Source organism: Faecalimicrobium sp. JNUCC 81 (assembly GCF_053667625.1).
In genome coordinates this window covers 645,994-663,193 of sequence record NZ_CM132203.1, presented here as the reverse complement: position 1 = coordinate 663,193, position 17,200 = coordinate 645,994, and the positions used below count along the sequence as shown (strand labels likewise).

General features: G+C 27.1%; 19 protein-coding genes and 1 other annotated feature (1 of these 20 cut by a window edge). Of the genes, 4 read left to right on the top strand and 15 right to left on the bottom strand.

Annotated features, from left to right (window positions below):
• The first annotated feature begins 221 nt into the window (after positions 1-221).
• Complete coding sequence (locus JNUCC81_RS03260) at positions 222-554, top strand: winged helix-turn-helix transcriptional regulator (RefSeq protein ID WP_208331703.1); 333 nt, start codon at positions 222-224, stop codon at positions 552-554.
• Between the two features lie 47 nt (positions 555-601).
• Here the strand turns inward: JNUCC81_RS03260 and pduL are convergent, their stop codons facing one another.
• From pduL to JNUCC81_RS03225, 7 genes are all read right to left on the bottom strand, one after another.
• Positions 602-1,171, bottom strand: coding sequence for a phosphate propanoyltransferase (gene pduL, locus JNUCC81_RS03255; protein ID WP_208331704.1), 570 nt, complete (start codon positions 1,169-1,171; stop codon positions 602-604).
• Positions 1,172-1,381: 210 nt separating this feature from the next.
• Positions 1,382-2,641 (bottom strand): 3-phosphoshikimate 1-carboxyvinyltransferase, encoded by a 1,260-nt coding sequence (aroA, locus tag JNUCC81_RS03250; protein WP_454095293.1) that lies wholly within the window; start codon positions 2,639-2,641, stop codon positions 1,382-1,384.
• Positions 2,634-3,743 carry a 3-dehydroquinate synthase gene (aroB, locus tag JNUCC81_RS03245; RefSeq protein ID WP_454095292.1) on the bottom strand — a complete coding sequence of 370 codons (1,110 nt, stop codon included), beginning with the start codon at positions 3,741-3,743 and terminating at the stop codon, positions 2,634-2,636. The genes aroA and aroB overlap by 8 nt, the downstream gene beginning before the upstream one ends.
• The gene (aroC, locus tag JNUCC81_RS03240) at positions 3,731-4,900 is read right to left on the bottom strand and encodes a chorismate synthase (RefSeq protein ID WP_454095291.1); all 1,170 of its coding nucleotides are present in this window, start codon (positions 4,898-4,900) and stop codon (positions 3,731-3,733) included. Before aroC ends, aroB begins: the two co-directional genes overlap by 13 nt.
• Positions 4,901-4,945: 45 nt before the next feature.
• Positions 4,946-5,539: a flavodoxin family protein gene (locus tag JNUCC81_RS03235; RefSeq protein ID WP_454095290.1), complete on the bottom strand. Its 594-nt coding sequence runs from the start codon at positions 5,537-5,539 to the stop codon at positions 4,946-4,948.
• A 13-nt stretch (positions 5,540-5,552) separates the two neighbouring features.
• A complete protein-coding gene (locus JNUCC81_RS03230) occupies positions 5,553-7,319 on the bottom strand; it encodes a GAF domain-containing SpoIIE family protein phosphatase (protein WP_454095289.1) in 1,767 nt (588 codons plus the stop codon).
• Positions 7,320-7,347: 28 nt separating this feature from the next.
• Entirely contained in the window at positions 7,348-7,830 is a 483-nt protein-coding gene (locus JNUCC81_RS03225; protein ID WP_454095288.1) for a hypothetical protein, read from the bottom strand.
• A gap of 138 nt (positions 7,831-7,968) precedes the next feature.
• Here JNUCC81_RS03225 and JNUCC81_RS03220 point away from each other — a divergent pair, with 138 nt between their 5' ends.
• Entirely contained in the window at positions 7,969-8,442 is a 474-nt protein-coding gene (locus tag JNUCC81_RS03220; protein ID WP_208331710.1) for a hypothetical protein, read from the top strand.
• A gap of 72 nt (positions 8,443-8,514) precedes the next feature.
• Here JNUCC81_RS03220 and JNUCC81_RS03215 read toward each other — a convergent pair whose 3' ends face one another.
• The 5 genes from JNUCC81_RS03215 to hpt form a co-directional block, all read right to left on the bottom strand.
• Positions 8,515-8,685: a hypothetical protein gene (locus JNUCC81_RS03215; protein ID WP_147568456.1), complete on the bottom strand. Its 171-nt coding sequence runs from the start codon at positions 8,683-8,685 to the stop codon at positions 8,515-8,517.
• Between the two features lie 125 nt (positions 8,686-8,810).
• Complete coding sequence (locus tag JNUCC81_RS03210) at positions 8,811-9,032, bottom strand: alpha/beta-type small acid-soluble spore protein (protein ID WP_208331394.1); 222 nt, start codon at positions 9,030-9,032, stop codon at positions 8,811-8,813.
• 98 nt (positions 9,033-9,130) lie between these two features.
• Positions 9,131-10,357, bottom strand: coding sequence for an NAD(P)/FAD-dependent oxidoreductase (locus tag JNUCC81_RS03205; RefSeq protein WP_454095287.1), 1,227 nt, complete (start codon positions 10,355-10,357; stop codon positions 9,131-9,133).
• Positions 10,358-10,393: 36 nt separating this feature from the next.
• Positions 10,394-11,296 (bottom strand): phosphatase PAP2 family protein, encoded by a 903-nt coding sequence (locus tag JNUCC81_RS03200; RefSeq protein WP_454095286.1) that lies wholly within the window; start codon positions 11,294-11,296, stop codon positions 10,394-10,396.
• A gap of 187 nt (positions 11,297-11,483) precedes the next feature.
• Positions 11,484-12,005 carry a hypoxanthine phosphoribosyltransferase gene (gene hpt, locus JNUCC81_RS03195; RefSeq protein ID WP_208331397.1) on the bottom strand — a complete coding sequence of 174 codons (522 nt, stop codon included), beginning with the start codon at positions 12,003-12,005 and terminating at the stop codon, positions 11,484-11,486.
• Between the two features lie 205 nt (positions 12,006-12,210).
• On the opposite strand from hpt, the gene JNUCC81_RS03190 reads away from it, so the two are divergent.
• Both JNUCC81_RS03190 and JNUCC81_RS03185 read left to right on the top strand, forming a co-directional pair.
• A complete protein-coding gene (locus tag JNUCC81_RS03190) occupies positions 12,211-12,687 on the top strand; it encodes a hypothetical protein (protein ID WP_454095285.1) in 477 nt (158 codons plus the stop codon).
• 99 nt (positions 12,688-12,786) lie between these two features.
• Positions 12,787-13,869: a pyridoxal phosphate-dependent aminotransferase gene (locus tag JNUCC81_RS03185; protein ID WP_454095284.1), complete on the top strand. Its 1,083-nt coding sequence runs from the start codon at positions 12,787-12,789 to the stop codon at positions 13,867-13,869.
• Between the two features lie 116 nt (positions 13,870-13,985).
• On the opposite strand, the gene JNUCC81_RS03180 is transcribed toward JNUCC81_RS03185, so the two are convergent.
• The 3 genes from JNUCC81_RS03180 to asnA form a co-directional block, all read right to left on the bottom strand.
• Positions 13,986-15,179 carry a dicarboxylate/amino acid:cation symporter gene (locus JNUCC81_RS03180; protein ID WP_454095283.1) on the bottom strand — a complete coding sequence of 398 codons (1,194 nt, stop codon included), beginning with the start codon at positions 15,177-15,179 and terminating at the stop codon, positions 13,986-13,988.
• Positions 15,180-15,426: 247 nt separating this feature from the next.
• Positions 15,427-15,816 (bottom strand): YkvA family protein, encoded by a 390-nt coding sequence (locus tag JNUCC81_RS03175; RefSeq protein WP_454095282.1) that lies wholly within the window; start codon positions 15,814-15,816, stop codon positions 15,427-15,429.
• A gap of 108 nt (positions 15,817-15,924) precedes the next feature.
• The gene (gene asnA / locus JNUCC81_RS03170) at positions 15,925-16,929 is read right to left on the bottom strand and encodes an aspartate--ammonia ligase (protein ID WP_454095281.1); all 1,005 of its coding nucleotides are present in this window, start codon (positions 16,927-16,929) and stop codon (positions 15,925-15,927) included.
• 82 nt (positions 16,930-17,011) lie between these two features.
• Positions 17,012-17,200 (bottom strand) — a binding site (T-box leader); it runs 77 nt beyond the window's last position.

The window sequence follows — 17,200 nt, the reverse complement described above, 5'->3', positions numbered from 1 at the left end:
GGTATTCATACTCTTATAATAATCTTCATATTTTACTATTACAAGTAGGTACTTTTTATATATATAGAAACATTTTGTATATATAGTATACAAAAGTATACTGTATACCTATTTTGTGCTATAATATGGTAAAGCATTTACATATTCAATATAATTATATGTATTTTTAAGTGAGGTATATGTTCATGAATAAATCTTTAGCTTTTCATCATAAATGCCATATGAATAATCGCTGTGCGAAGTATGCTACATGCCCAATGATTTTATTTCATAAGCTAGTTTCTGGTAAATGGAAATTATTAATATTATGGTACCTAAGTAATGGACGTCTTAGGTTCAGCGAACTTAAAAGAAAGTTACCTGATGTAACTCAAAGAATGTTAACAAATCAATTAAGAAGTCTTGAAGATGATGGTTTGGTTCATAGAGAGGTATATCCCGTTGTTCCACCTAAAGTTGAATATAGCTTAACTGAAATAGGTGAAAAAATGATCCCTTTACTTGAACAAATGTATAACTACGGGATTGAATATGGAGACACCTTAAAAAAGTAAAATAAATTAAAAAAGGTATGTGAAATTCACATACCTTTTATTTATAATTATTCAGCTATTAATTCTACTTCTTCACCATTTCTAACACCAGCAGCATTTCCTTCTTCAACGTCTACGTGCATTTCTAACGCAAAGTTAGGATTAGCTCTTACTAACACGTTTTCAAATACTACAGCTCTTGGTCCGAAAGTTCTTACTTTTACTATTTGCTTGTCAGTTACACCGAAAGCTTTAGCATCTTCATCACTCATATGTATATGTCTAGATGCTACTATTACACCTTCTGTTAATTCAACTTCTCCAGCTGGTCCTACTAATTTAACTCCAGGAGTTCCTGCTATATCTCCAGATTCTTTTATTGGAGCTTTTACTCCTAAAGCGAATCCATCTGCTAATGATATTTCAACTTGTGTATTAGGTCTAGCTGGTCCTAAAACTCTAACACCTTTTAAAGTTCCTTTTGGTCCTACTAAATCAACTTTTTCGTCACATGCAAATTGACCTGGTTGAGATAATGGTTTAAAGTGAGTTAACTCATGACCTGCTCCAAATAAAGCTTCTATATCTGCTTGAGATAAATGAACATGTCTATTTGATAATGCTATTGGTAATTTCATAATAAATTCCTCCTGTTAATTTGTTAATTTGTTAATTATTGTATACACTATACAATTATACATAAAAGTTCTTACTAAATCAAATTATTTTCTACACTTTTGTATATTAAAAATCATTTCTCTATTAAAACATTTCTATTGCATTAAAAAAAATCCTTTTATACTATTTTGTTAATTAGTATTTAATTTTATTCTTTATATAATTTATTTTTACTTGCATAATTCTTTTAATAAGTTAAAATATCCTGGAAATGATATATCAATACATTCTTTATTATCTAACTTAACTTCTCCATCAGATATTAAATTTGCAATTGAAAATGCCATAGCTATTCTATGATCTTTAAATGTTTCTATTTCCGCTCCTTTTAAAGAACATTTTCCATTTATAATCATTCCATCTTCTAGTTCTTCTATATTACAGGCCATTTTCTTAAGATTATCCACTGTTGCTTTTATTCTATTACTTTCTTTTACTTTTAATTCTTTTGCATCTTTTATTATAGTACTTCCTTCAGCTTGGCTTGCTAGTACTGCTATTACTGGAATTTCATCTATTAACCTTGGTATTATATTTTTATCTATTATGGTTGATTGTAACTCTTTGCTATATTTTACTAGTAAATCTCCAACGATCTCCCCGCCTACTAATCTTTTATTTAGTATTTTTATATTACCATTCATTGATTTAACTACGTCAATTATTCCTGTTCTAGTTTCATTTAGGCCAACATTTTTTATTAATACCTCTGAACCTTTAGTTATTAATGCTCCAACTATTATAAATGCTGCTGATGAAATGTCACCTGGTACATAAATATCTTGGCTATATAGCTCCTCAACTGGATTAATATTTATTTTTAAATCGTCTACATCTATATCTGCACCAAATGATTTAAGCATTATTTCACTATGATTTCTACTTCTTGTTTTTTCATGTATAATACTTTGTCCATTTGCATAAAGGCTTGCAAGTATTATAGCTGACTTTACTTGTGCTGATGCAACTGGCATTTTATAATCTATCCGATTTAAGTTTCCTCCATATATTTTTATAGGAGTTAAATTTCCATCGTCTTTTCCTTCTATCTTACATCCCATGCTCTTAAGTGGATATGTTACTCTTTTCATAGGTCTTTTACCTATAGATTCATCACCTACTAAAGTTGCGTCAAATTCATTCCCTGCAAGTATACCCATTATAAGTCTTATCGTAGTGCCTGAATTTCCTACATCTAATATATCTAGTGGCTTTTTAAGTCCATAAAGTCCATTTCCTTTTACTACTACGTCTTTTCCTTCAAAATTTATATCTACTCCCATTTTTCTAAAACAAGATATTGTACTTAAGCAATCTTGTCCCATTAAAAAGTTACTTATTCTATTGTGTCCTTTAGATATTGAAGAAAACATTATCGCTCTATGAGATATAGACTTATCCCCTATAAGTTCAAAACTTCCTTTAAGCATTATGACACTCCTTTATTATTTTAAGTATTTTATCTTCTTCTATTTTATCTATTACTTCTACTTTACCTAAGTCTATAGGTAAAACTAAATTAATTTTACCAAAACTATTTTTCTTATCACTTTTCATTATATTTAATATTTTTTCTTCTATATTATTTAATGAATCAATACCATCTTCCATTTCAAAATTTAAAGGTAAATTATACTTATTGCATACTTTTACAAATAATTCATAATAATCATTTGATATAATATTTTCTTTTAGCGATAATTTAAAAGCCATATTCATACCTATACTTACTGCATAACCATGGCTTATTTTACAAAGTTTCTCTACTCCATGACCAAATGTATGACCAAAGTTTAATATTTTTCTAAGTCCGCCTTCTTTTTCATCGATTCCTACTACATCTACTTTTATACTTGCGCATTTTTTAACTATATAATATAAGTGTTCACTTTCTCTATTTAGTATTAATTTGCTATTTTCTATTAAGTAATCTAAAAATTTATAATCATAAATTACTGCATATTTTATAACTTCAGCCATTCCACTTAAAAACTCTTCTTCGTTTAAAGTTTTTAAAGCATCTACATTTATATATGTAAGTTTAGGTTGATAAAAAGCTCCTATTATATTTTTAAAATTACCTAAGTTTATTCCTGTTTTTCCACCGATTGATGAATCAACTTGTGCAAGTAAACTAGTTGGAACCTGAATTACATCTATTCCTCTCATATAAGTAGATGCAACGTATCCTGCTAAATCGCCAACTACTCCTCCACCTAAAGCTACTATAACTGACTTTCTTGATAAATTCATTCTTACACAGTATGTCATTATTTCTTCATACATTGATAATGATTTTGAATCTTCACCTGATGGAATTATATATTCGTATATTGATTTAGCATTTATACTATCTATTAATTTATTCAATTGATGATTATATACATTTTGGTCAGTTATTATCAATATATTGTCATATATATCATTAATACTGCAATTAGTTTTTTCATTAAAATAACATACTACTTCATTAAAATATTTATAACTGTTATCTATTGCTACATTACAAACAGAGTTTGTTATTTTTTCCATCCTCTTTCACCTAGCCTTTTTATATATGAATTATAATTTGCTTTTAAATCTGCTAAGTTATCTCCACCTATTTTATCTAAAAAATATTTACAAATGACAAAAGCTACAACATTTTCACAAACAACACTGCATGCAGGAACTGCGCAATTATCAGATCTTTCTGTACTTGCCTTATAGCTTTCAAGTGAATTTATATCTATTGAATCAAGTGGTTTATATAATGTTGGAATAGGCTTCATAGCACATCTTATTACTATTTCTTCTCCAGTTGTCATTCCGCCTTCGATTCCACCTAATCTATTTGTTTTTCTTTTTATTCCTTCTTCTTTATTGTAATATATTTCATCCATTACATTTGAACCAGGTAATGATGCCATGTCAAATCCAATACCAATTTCAACACCTTTAATAGCTTGTATACTCATTAAGTGCATAGCTAGTTCTCCATCAATCTTTTTATCAAATTGAGTGTAAGATCCTAGCCCTGGTATTAAATTTTTAACTCTTATTTCTATAACTCCACCTAAAGTATCACCTTCAGATTTAACTTTAGTTATTTCATCTATCATTTTTAGTTCTATATCTTTATTTACACATCTTACTTCACTATCATCTACATTGTTTTTTATATACTCAAAATCATATATATTATTATTTCTAGCATTTCCTATTTGAACAACATGAGAAGCAAAATCTATATCAAAATTTTTAAGTATTTGCTTACATATTGCTCCAACAGAAACTTTACTAGCAGTTTCTCTAGCACTAGATCTTTCTAGTACATTTCTTGCATCATCAAAATCATACTTTAAACATCCAGTTAAATCTGCATGTCCTGGTCTTACATTACTTACTTTTCTACTTTCAAAATCTACTTCATCCATTGGATTCATAAATTTTATCCAGTTTTCATAGTCCTTATTCTTTACTTCTATAGAAATAGGACCACCTAAAGTTATTTTACCTCTAACTCCACCTAATATATTTATTTTATCTTTTTCTATCTTCATTCTACCGCCGCGACCATATCCACATTGTCTTTTTTGAAGTTCACGGTTTATTTCATCTATGTTTAACTCAATATTCGATGGAACTCCATCTAATATTGAAATTAAACTTTTTCCATGTGATTCTCCACTAGTTAAATATCTAAGCATAATTTCTCCTTATATCTAAATTTCCTAATATCTAAAAGAGCCTGATTAATCAAGCTCTTTTATGTCTTTTATATATTTACTTATATTTTCATCTAATTTTGTTTTAAATTCATTATTCTCTTTATATCCTAGTTTATCTGTATCATTTAAATAAAGTTTATATAATAACTTATTATTTACACTTTTAAAGAAAAAGTCCATTACTATTTGTCCACCTAAAAACTGACTTTCGTAAGGCTTACTTCCACCTACAGCTATATACATTCCTATACGTTTTTTACTTCTATCTATCATAGAATTATTTAGTATATATTTACTTGCATATATAGCTTGAGTTCTATCTACTACTGTTTTTAACTTTGCTGATACGCTATCAAAATGTACAGGACTTATAACTATAACCCCTTTTGCTTTATCAAACATATCATACATTGGTGTCATATCATCTTTGAATTTACAATATCCTTTTTTGTCACAAAAACCACAAGCTGTGCAATATTCAATATCCATATCATATATATTAAATATTTTATAACTTATATTGCTTATCTCTAATTCTTTTCTTATTTTATCTGCTATTGAAAAGCAATTACTATTTCTCCTTGGGCTTGCATTTATTAAAAGTATCTCTGTATCCATAGGTATTTTCCCCCTATTTATCTTTTAGCATTACTATTAGTATATCATCATCATAATGATCTTTATTAGAAAACTCTTTTAGTTCTTTTTTTAATTTTTCTACTATAACATCTTTACTGTATTTAAAATTATTTTGCATAAACTTTTCAAGTCTAAATATAGAGTATTCTTCCTTTGATGAATTATTTATTTCTAATACCCCATCTGTATACATACAAACCATTGGATAATCATCTATTTTTATAACATTATCACTATAATGTGCATCATCCATTATTCCAATTGGTATACCCTTTTGACATTTTATATCTCTGACTATAGATCCATCATTTTTTATAATTATAGGGCTATAATGCCCTGCATTTGATACAGTTATTGTATTTTCTTTTGTATTTAATAAAGTTATTAAACAAGTTGTAAATACACCCATCTTATCAAATTCATCATATAATATTTTATTTAAATTTGTCATTACATCTGATGCTTTTTTATATTGATAGCATAGTACTTTAAATGCTCCCTTTATCATAGCTACAACGTAATTTGAGACTATACCATGTCCCATAACATCTGCTACTATATAAAATACATTATGTTCGTCAACTCTCATTGCATAGTAGAAATCTCCTCCTACTACTCTCGCTGGATTATGATAAAAGTTTAATTCTTTTTCATTTGTAACATCCATTTCACTTTTATCCATTATAAGTTTTTGCTGTCTATTCAATAAATTTAATTCATTTGCAAGTACTTTATGTTTAACTTCTTCTATATTATATTCATAAAGTTGTACACCAACTGATATTTGCTTTGCTAGTACTCCTAGTATATTTAAATCATCACTAGTATAGTTTTGGCTATTTGCACAAACTATACATCCTATAATTTCATCTTTGTTTTTTAATTTAGCAAATATATAACTTTTAATTTTAGAATCATTTTTAGATTTTATATTATTTCTGTAATACCCCATAGAATCTTGTGATAATATTTCATCAATTATTGGATATATATTAGTTTCATTTTTACCTTCAATACTATAATAATTACATACTTTATGCTTAAATTCTTTTTCATCTATAATTATTAAAGCTTCTTTACTATTAGTTATATTACATGCTTGTTTACTTAAGTGTTCTAAGAATCCATTTATATTATTGTTAAGATAAAGCTTTTTTGTTGCTTCATTTATAGATGCTATTGCTCCTCTTAACTTGTGTACTAATAATAATGTAGAATTATTTTTAGTCGTTATTTCTATTGATAGCGCTATTAAAGATGCCACTGATGATATAAAGTCTACATCTGCTTCAGTTATATGATCTTCCTCAGTTAAAAAACAAGTCATAAATCCTACAACTGCTTTATTTATTATAAACGGAAAAACTATTCTCCCTATATATCCTTCAGATTTAGCTAATTCTCTTTCATTTATAGCTCGATTATCTTCAAATACATTTTTTATATATATTATCTTCTTTTCTTTAACTGATTCTTGTACATATGCAGGATATTCTGAAAAATCTATCCTTACCCCTCTCGGACTATTAACAGGAAAAACCTGCGGTATATATTCTAATGTTTCAGAACACACTAAATAGGCATGTTGATAATTATTTTTGTAAAATAAATTAACGCATGCCTTAGTTGGATGAACAACTTCAAGCATCTTTTCCACTATTTTATCTTTTATAGCAAAAAAATCTGAGGATTCCGTTACCATGGCTGATATTTCTACTATATTTTTCATTTTATAATTATCATTATTAGTATTACTCATGTTAGCGCCTCCCCCCTAATTTATTGGTCTATTTAATATTACTATATATGTCTTTTATAGTAAATATAAAAACAACTATAAAACTAATGACCACAGACCAATTAAAACTAGTTAAAAGTCCAATTACTAAAAGTGTTATTAGTATATTAATTTGAGATTTACTTCTCTCTGTAACACCGTTTACTTTTGGAAGTTCTATACTATTTATATTATTTTTTAAAGTATCTATACTCATCTTTACTTGTTGTTCTAACATTTTTTTGTAAACAATGTAAGCAACCTCAACTAAAAATGTACCTATACCAAATATAACATTTATATTAAATGATAATATAAGAATTATTGAACCCATTATAACTTTTAAGCATTTAAAAAACATACTATCTATTTTCAAACTTATATTTTTAATTTCTTTATACTCATCCCTTATTTTATAATCACTAGATGACATCCCCTTCATTTTAGTCTTTACGACCTCTGAATAAAATAGCTTTATTATGCCATTTATCATATCTTATCACTCCTTTTACATATATTTGTAATTTTTACAATTATAATATTTTTTATACTTGTCAATAATAAAAATATCAAATCTTTTAAACTACGGTTTATCAAATTATCTTGATGTTCAAATAGAAGGAGTGTTTTTATGCAAATCGAGCAGCTTGACCTAGAAACTCGTAGCAAAGTTTATAGCTACACAAAGAAAGTACTTAGAAAATACCAAAAAGGAATTATAACTGGTAAGTTAACCGCAGATAAGTTTGCAGATAATATTTTATCTAATGGTGATATAAATGATATATTAGACCAAAAAACTTTAGATGGTAAAGATTTTAAAGAATCTTACATTAGTTATATAGAAACTTTAATTGACATTCAAAATGAAAATTTACATAACAGTAAGAAAAGAAAGCATAAGGTCGTGCCAGAAAAGCCCCCTATAAGCCAAAAAATTAAATTAAAAAATCTACTGTCTTCTACAGGATATAGTTTATCAATTCCCTATGAATACCTTAATGCCATAGATGTTGAGAATATAATAAAATATATAAGTACTGGATTTATAGATTTAGGAAATGAAAGAATTTATAATTATGTTAATAAAAATATTAAAAGTTAACAAAAATAAAAGGAAGTCAGTTTGACTTCCTTTTATTTTTATATTAATCTAATAATTTTTTATTATAAGCTATTATCCTAATGCTTTTTCTAATTTTGATAAATGTTGTATTGGATAATATTTTAGTAACTCTCTAAATTGAGGTACTGTTAATCCTTCTGTTGTAGTATATATGCGTATTTTTTCGTCTAAATCAGCATTTATAAATTTAGTTTTTACTTCTTCAAAGTTTACTGTTGACATATGTAATCCTCCCTATAATCTAATTCTTTTGTAGTATGTCCAATATAATATTTTTTTATCCATTTGTATAAAAAAATAGCTTTATGGCTTATAAACCATAAAGCTATTTTTTATTTATTTTTTAATTATTGTTGTTGTTTTCCTGCCATTTGTTGTTCAGCCATTTCAACTAATTTTTTAGTCATGTATCCACCTACATAACCATTCTCTCTAGCTGTAAGGTTTCCTTTATCAACTTGTTGATAGTTAGTCATACCTAATTCATTAGCTATTTCTAATTTCATTTGGTTTAATGCTTGTTTAGCTCCTGGTACTACTGTTTTGTTGTTGTTATTATTGCTTGCCATGTTGATTACCTTCTTTCATTTAATTTTGTTTCTTGATAATATTATGTGAAATTATCATTTTTTCATTCAGGTAATTTTTTACAATATTTATTTTTTTATTAGCAATAATATCCAGCTAAATATCCTGTAGAAAATGCAATTTGAAGATTAAATCCTCCTGTATATGCATCTACATCTATAACTTCACCTGCAAAGTATAAACCCTCTACTAATTTAGATTCCATAGTACTTGAGTTTATTTCATTTACCTTTACTCCACCTGAAGTTATTATAGCTTCTTCTATAGGTCTATATCTTTTTACTGTGAAAGTAAGATTCTTTAATAGTTTAACCAAATTTTTTCTTTGTTCTCTAGATATTTGATGAACTACCATTTCTTTATCTATACCACTTAAATCAACTATTATTGGTATTAATTTTTTTGGCAATAAGTCATCTAATGCTTTTTCGAATTTCTTATTAGTATACTTTTGAAAATCCTTTTGAATTCTTTTATCTAACTTTTCTTCATCTAATGCTGGTTTTAAATCTATTACTATCTTATAGTTTTCTTTAGTAGTATCTTTCATTCTACAACTAGCTGATTTTATTACAGGTCCATCAAGTCCAGATTTTGTAAATTCAAGTTCTCCAAAATCATCGTATACTTTTTTATTTTTGCTATTATAAACTGTAATAGCTATATTTCTTAAAGATAATTTTTCAAGCTCTGATACAAATTTTTCTTGAACTTCTATTCCTATTAATGACGGCTTAGTATCTACTATAGTATGTCCAAGAGATTTGGCAAATTTATATCCATCTCCTGTTGAGCCAGTCAGTGGATAACTTAGTCCTCCTGTTGCAACTATAACAGCATCACATTTTATTTCTCTCTTATCTTTTAGTACTACTTTTTCTATTTTATTGTTTTTAGCTATTATTTTATCTACACTTACATTCAACTCTAAATTTACTTTTTTATTTTTTACTTGTTTTTCAAGAGCATTAGCAATATCGTGTGCTTTATCACTTTCTGGAAAAACTCTTTTTCCTCTTTCAGTTTTAGTTTTAACTCCTAAATTATTAAACATCTGAATTACATCATCATTTGTAAATGTATAAAATGCGCTATATAAAAATTTACCATTTGTAGGTACATTTTCTATTAATTCCTCTATATCACAGTCGCTAGTTATATTACATCTGCCTTTTCCTGTTATAAGTATTTTTCTACCAACTCTATGATTTTTTTCAAGAAGAGTAACATCTAATCCTCTGTCAGCTGCAACTGATGCTGCAATCATACCTGCAGCTCCTGCTCCTATTACTACTACTTTTTTCAAATTTCCACCTCATATTTACGTATTTATATGTTAATTCTAATCTAGATTAAGCATTTTAAATACAGCTGGAACTCCAGCAACTGCATAAAATACAACTATAGCATATCTTATATAATCAAATATATAACTACTTGGCATTATGTATTTTAATCCTACATAAGCTAAAGCTAGTGTTGATATACCTATAATTAATCTATATAAATTTATAATTAATCTACTTTTATTTTTTCTTGATTTATTAGATTTCCCACTGAAATCTATTTTTTTATTAGTTTGTCCGGTTTCGAACTTTATAAACTTGTCCTCAACTATATACCCCAGTATAAATCCTGTAAGTAGTCCAAGTATTTTTATATACTCTGTACTATTTACTAAATATACTGCTGCTGCAAATGGTATTAGTAATAAGAAAAGTACTCCATATAATTTGTTATTATCTACATAATCAAATACTTTACCAAGAAAAATAGTAAATACTATCCCAAATATCCATCCACAAAGTACATCTATTGGCCAATGTACTGCTAAATATAATCTAGATATTCCTATACCTAGAATCATTATTGTTCCTAATATATAAACCCAACTATTTTTAAATATAGTCATTATACTTACCCAAAATGTTGTTGCACTTTGAGTGTGTCCGCTTGGGAAAGAATATCCTGTTGCAGTTGATGTACGCATAGAATCTATCCCTTTTATACCTATTGGTCTTGGTGCTCTTACAAATTCTTTTACTGCTGTATTTAAAGTTATATTTCCAACTAAAGCAAATAGTATTTTTTGACCATATTTTTTATTGATACACCAATACATTGTCGCCGTAAATAATACTAATACTGGCAATTCTGTACTTATTGTAAATATTAGAAATACTACATTTAAAATTGGATTTCTTATACTTTGAAAAAATTGTAATATACTTAATTGAATATCCATAGCATTATCCTCCCGTTTAATTCTCTCTTATGCAATTATACCTAAGTTTTCATTATAAATACATACCTTTATACAATAAACATTCACTTCGTCACATACATTTTTCAAATATTTACATATACAAAATAAGCACTAATCTATTTAGATTAGTGCTCTATAAAAATTAACTTTTAGAAATTTAATGTTTCTACTCTCCTACTACTCCTATATATGGTAGATTTCTGTACTTTTCAGCCCAGTCAATTCCATATCCTACTATGAATTTATCTTCTATAACAAATCCTACGTAGTCTACTGGTATATTAGCTGTTCTTCTTTGAGGCTTATCTAATAATGTACATATTTTTAATTCTTTTGGATTTCTAGTTTGAAGTGCTGCAACTAAATTGCTTAGAGTTAAACCAGAATCTATTATATCTTCGACGATTAATACGTTTTTACCTTCTATATCAACGTCTAAATCTTTTAAAATTTTTACAGTTCCTGAACTTTCAGTTGAATTACCATAACTTGAAACACTCATGAAATCTATATTTACATCTAAGTTTATTTTTCTTATTAAATCAGATACAAATACACTTGCACCTTTAAGTATCCCTACTACTAATAAAGATTGTCCTTCAAAATCTTTTTCTATTTGTTTAGCTAGTTCACTTACCTTTTTAGCTAATTCTTCTTCAGATATCATTACTTCTGTAATTTTTAACATAGTAATCCTCCTATTTTCCGTATGTTATGACATAACGATTATATCATACTTTACACTCATTTAGAATATTTTTTTATTTTTTAGTATTATAATTCGTATATATAAATTTATTTTTAAATATCTTATTTATTTCTACGATATATATTATAATTATATATATTACAACTATATATACTGAATTTATAAAAATAGGAGTGTATTTTTTATGTTTTTAACACAAAATGATTTAAAATTACTTTTACATTCAATTGAAAGTAAAACTACAACTATGGATGAAAATATAAATAATTGGAGTTTTATATATAATGAACTTCTTACAAAATTGGATGAATATAGTGAAAGAGAAGCTAAAGAATATAATTTAAATGACTTAAAGTGTGGCTGTGTAGAAGCTAGCAAATTATATTTTCATTTAAAAGATAGAAATTTCTTTACTAATTTATTTCTTAATTTAAAAAATGAAGAAATAAAAGATTTATTTTGGAAGGTTTTAACTGATTCCGAAAATAACTTATGCAATTATCATACTATAATATTAGATAATTCTAACTCTAACTTAGGTAATATATTAAATACTATGTCTTGTAAGGGTGTTGAATTTTATTATAAAACTTTCGATGAGTTAGTCTTTACTTCAAAAGATTTTGAAGAAGTATATGAAAGCTATAATTTAGATATATAATTAGTTTATATATCTAAATTATAGCTTCGCTCATGTCTCCAACGACTTCGTCCGTTGCTCAAACTTAGATGTTAGTATTTTTAAATGGGAGGTGCTTTTATGCAAAAGGTTAATCATGGAGCAAATTTATATGACTTATCAAAACAATATGGCTTTTCAAAGGATGAATTTATGGATTTTAGCTCAAATATAAATCCATTTGGTTCATCAAAAGCTTCTAAGGATTATATTATTAAAAACATTGATATGGTATCTAGATATCCAGATCCAAGCTATTTAAGCTTAAAATCGTCTATATCAAGTTATTGTAACTGTTTAAAAGATAATATCGTCCTTGGTAGTGGTGCAACAGAATTAATATCTGCTTTTATAAAAACTGTAAACCCTAAAAAGTCTTTATTAATTGTACCTGTTTATTCTGAATATGAAAAAGAACTAAAAAAAATCAACTGTGATATAACAAAGTATTTTTCAAAACCAGAAAATAATTTTAAAATAGATATAAATAATCTTGTAGAAACTATTAATAAAGATAACTACGATTTAGTGGTTATATGTAATCCTAACAATCCTACTGGCTTTACTTTTTCTAGGGATGAAATGGAAGCGATTTCAAAATCTATTAATAGTTTTGTTATGATAGACGAAACTTACATAGAATTTACAAATACAGATGTCTACTCTTCTACTTCTTTAGTAGATAAATACGATAATCTATTTATTATAAGAGGAACTTCAAAATTTTTCTCAACACCTGGTATTAGACTTGGATATGGACTTATATCTAATAAGAATATTAAAGAAGGTATAAACTCTAACTTAGATTTATGGAATATAAATATATTTGCATCTATGATGGGTGAAATCATGTTTACTGATAATGAATTTATATATGATACAGTTAATTTAATGACTAATGAAAGAAATTATTTAATAGATGAACTTTGCTCTATAAAACAATTAGAAGTTTATGAAACTCAAGGTAATTTTATTTTATGCAAAATAAAATCAAAATCATTAAATGCTAAAGAGCTTCGAGAAAAATTAATTCCACAAAAAATTATTATTAGAGATTGTTCATCTTTTGATGGATTAGATGAATTTTTCTTTAGAGTTTGCATTTTAAAACCTGATGAAAATAGATTACTTATAGATTGTTTAAATAAAGAATTTAAAATATAATAAAAAAACTATCTCTTATAAGAGATAGTTTTTTTATTAGTTTTATCATAACTAAAAATGGGTATTTCATTAATATTAATGAAATACCCATTTTTTATATTTAGCTTAATTTTAAATTAAACAGTTTTTTTAACTGATTTTGAGTTTATATGATCCACTACTACAGCTATTGCGTTATCTCCTGATACGTTTGCAGCTGTTCCGAAACTATCTTGAGTTAAGTATAGAGCTATCATTAAACTTGCAAGTCCACCATCTGATGGTATACCTATCATTGGTAAGAATGGAAGTGCACTCATTATCGCTCCACCTGGTGCTCCTGGTGCTGCAACCATTGCTATTCCTAACATTAATATGAAAGGTAATATAGTTGATATACTGTGATCCATACCATTCATCATTAATACCGCAACAGCAAATGATGTAACTGATATTATACTTCCTGATAAGTGAATTGTTGCACATAAAGGTACACAGAATTCTCTTATTTCTTTACTAACTCCATTTTTAGAAGCACATTCTACGTTTACTGGTATAGTAGCTGCTGAAGATTGAGTTCCTACAGCTGTTAAATAACCTGGTATTTGGTTCTTTAACATCTTGAAAGGATTCTTTCCAGATATAGCTCCTGCTGCTGTAAATTGTATAGTTAAGTATATTATGTGTAGAGGTATTACTACTAAGTAAACCTTCCAGAATACTCCTAATATAGACCAAACTTGTCCTGCTTTAGTTATGTTAGCAAACGTTCCTGCTATATATAATGGTAATAATGGTATTATTATTGTTGATAATGTCTTTGTTACTATTTCTTGGAATTCTTGAGACATTTTATATAATGTTTCACCTTTTCCATTGTTTCTTAAAGCTGATATTCCAAGACCTAACATGAATGCAAATACTATTGCTGCTGTTACATCAACCATTGGTGCTAATGGTATAGTGAATATCGGAGATAACAATCCAGCTTCTGGATCTCCTATTTGTGATGCAGCCTCTGCACCTATGAAAGATGGGAATATGAATGATGCCACTGCGAAAGCTAAAAGACCAGCAACTACTGTTGATCCGTAAGCTATTCCTGTAGTTATACCTAATAATTTCCCTGCCCCTGTTGCTAAGTCAGCTATACCTGCAGTTACGAATCCAATTATTATAAATGGTATTACGAACTTTAAGAAAGCTGAGAATAAAGTACTTGCTGTTACTAATATTTTTACGACCATTTCTGGTGCGTAAGAACCGATTAATATACCGGCTATGATACCCATGATTAACTTAGGAACTAATCCTATTTTCTTCTTCTTCATATGATATTACTCCTCTCAAGTTATTTTGTCTAACCTTTCCCCACATCTATAATAATCTCTTCTACATAAAAAGTCAACGTTTTCCCTAATAATTTAAGTTTATTTATTTTTTAATGTATTTTTATAATGTTTTTTGGGTATTTCAGTTTAAAAATATCGTTTTCCATATTGAATTTTCAGATTTATCTAATTTTTCACAAACGTTTTTTTGTAAAATATTTATATAAAAAGTAGCGAAAATCATTCGCTACTCTTTGTCATCTTTTATATGAAAATTTATACCTTCAATTATATTCGGATCAATGTTTTCTTTTATACTTTTTTTATATTTTGCTAATTCTTCATTAACAATTCCTAAACTCCAAACCACTACTAATATATCATCTATAAATCCAAATACACCAGTTATCATTTCTGGTATAAAATCTATTCCAGATACAATATATAAAATTGCGATTCCTAGAGAAAATATTACTTTAAACTTACTAATTATACTAACATTTCTATCTGTAATAAAATCTGGTATGCTAAATATGTTTATAATAAAAAGTAATCCAAACTTAGCATTTTTAAATCTTACTAATATTCTTTTTAATCCATCTAAAAGAAAATCTATAAATTTCATTATTTTTTTCATATTTATCACCTCTATAAATACTATAGCTAATGCCGATTTTACATATCTTACTTAAAGTATATTATAGCTTATATATATTTTGATAAATATGATAAATATTACAAATTATTAAAGTAGATGTATTCCAGCTTTACTGCACTCTTCTATCATATCTTTTTGCCATATTCCTACTTGAACTTCACCTATATGTGCTTTGTTTAAGAAATACATACATATTCTAGATTGACCTATTCCTCCACCTATAGTGTATGGTAACTCTCCATTTAATAAAGCTTTATGATAGTCTAATTTACGTCTTTCATCACAACCTGATACTCTTAATTGTCTATCTAAACTTTCTTCATCTACTCTTATTCCCATTGATGATAATTCTATTGCATTATCTAATACTGGGTTATAGAAAAGTATATCTCCGTTTAAATCCCAATCATCATAGTCTGGACTTCTTCCATCATGTTTATCTCCCGTAGAAAGAACTCTTCCTATTTGCATTAAAAATACTGCACCTTTGTCTTTTACTATCTTATTTTCTCTTTCCTTTGGAGTTAATTCTGGATACATATCTAATAATTCTTGTGAAGTAATAAAAGTTATTTCTTCTGGTAAAACTCTCTTTATTTCTGGATATATATCACTAACATGTTGTTCAGTTTCTTTAAATACTCTATAAATTTTATTTACTACTTCTTTTAAAGTCTTTGTATTACGATCACTTTTATCTATTATAACTTCCCAATCCCATTGGTCTACATATATAGAATGTATGTTATCTAATTCTTCATCTTTTCTTATGGCGTTCATATCTGTGTATAGACCTTTTCCTGTTTCAAATCCATACTTTTTAAGAGCCATTCTTTTCCATTTAGCTAACGATTGAACAATCTCTGCTTTTTTTCCCATATCAGGAACTTCAAAGCTTACAGCTTTTTCTATTCCATTTAAGTCATCGTTTGTACCTGATTCTGGTAGTACAAATAAAGGCGATGATACTCTTGTAAGTTTTAATTCTTCACCTAACCTCTTTTCAAAGAAATCCTTTAATTCTTTTATTGCTTGTTGAGTTTGTATTATTCCTAAACTATTTTTATATTCTTTTGGTATCATTAAAGACATTTTTATTTCACTCCTTATATTATATTTTTTATAAAGCATGACGTCATACAATAAAAAAAGCTTTCCATCCCTATATTTAAAATATAGGGACGAAAAGCTATCATTTCCGCGGTACCACCCTGATTAACTTGAATAAATTCAAGTTCTCCTCATAATAATGCAGCGAGATTTTAATCTCATTACATTCCAATTTGATAACGGTTTGGTTCCGTCTAAGCCTACTATCAAGATAAGATTTCGGTTAGCAACTCCAGGATGTTCTTCGATACAG

Coding starts and splice junctions, on each gene's coding strand:
- JNUCC81_RS03180 (WP_454095283.1), bottom strand. CDS start 15,179: ATGAAGAAGAAGAAAATAGGATTAGTTCCTAAGTTAATCATGGGTATC.
- asnA (WP_454095281.1), bottom strand. CDS start 16,929: ATGTCTTTAATGATACCAAAAGAATATAAAAATAGTTTAGGAATAATA.
- JNUCC81_RS03230 (WP_454095289.1), bottom strand. CDS start 7,319: ATGAGTAATACTAATAATGATAATTATAAAATGAAAAATATAGTAGAA.
- aroA (WP_454095293.1), bottom strand. CDS start 2,641: ATGCTTAAAGGAAGTTTTGAACTTATAGGGGATAAGTCTATATCTCAT.
- hpt (WP_208331397.1), bottom strand. CDS start 12,005: ATGTTAAAAATTACAGAAGTAATGATATCTGAAGAAGAATTAGCTAAA.
- pduL (WP_208331704.1), bottom strand. CDS start 1,171: ATGAAATTACCAATAGCATTATCAAATAGACATGTTCATTTATCTCAA.
- aroC (WP_454095291.1), bottom strand. CDS start 4,900: ATGCTTAGATATTTAACTAGTGGAGAATCACATGGAAAAAGTTTAATT.
- aroB (WP_454095292.1), bottom strand. CDS start 3,743: ATGGAAAAAATAACAAACTCTGTTTGTAATGTAGCAATAGATAACAGT.
- JNUCC81_RS03235 (WP_454095290.1), bottom strand. CDS start 5,539: ATGGATACAGAGATACTTTTAATAAATGCAAGCCCAAGGAGAAATAGT.
- JNUCC81_RS03185 (WP_454095284.1), top strand. CDS start 12,787: ATGCAAAAGGTTAATCATGGAGCAAATTTATATGACTTATCAAAACAA.
- JNUCC81_RS03260 (WP_208331703.1), top strand. CDS start 222: ATGAATAATCGCTGTGCGAAGTATGCTACATGCCCAATGATTTTATTT.
- JNUCC81_RS03200 (WP_454095286.1), bottom strand. CDS start 11,296: ATGGATATTCAATTAAGTATATTACAATTTTTTCAAAGTATAAGAAAT.
- JNUCC81_RS03225 (WP_454095288.1), bottom strand. CDS start 7,830: ATGATAAATGGCATAATAAAGCTATTTTATTCAGAGGTCGTAAAGACT.
- JNUCC81_RS03220 (WP_208331710.1), top strand. CDS start 7,969: ATGCAAATCGAGCAGCTTGACCTAGAAACTCGTAGCAAAGTTTATAGC.
- JNUCC81_RS03175 (WP_454095282.1), bottom strand. CDS start 15,816: ATGAAAAAAATAATGAAATTTATAGATTTTCTTTTAGATGGATTAAAA.
- JNUCC81_RS03215 (WP_147568456.1), bottom strand. CDS start 8,685: ATGTCAACAGTAAACTTTGAAGAAGTAAAAACTAAATTTATAAATGCT.
- JNUCC81_RS03210 (WP_208331394.1), bottom strand. CDS start 9,032: ATGGCAAGCAATAATAACAACAACAAAACAGTAGTACCAGGAGCTAAA.
- JNUCC81_RS03190 (WP_454095285.1), top strand. CDS start 12,211: ATGTTTTTAACACAAAATGATTTAAAATTACTTTTACATTCAATTGAA.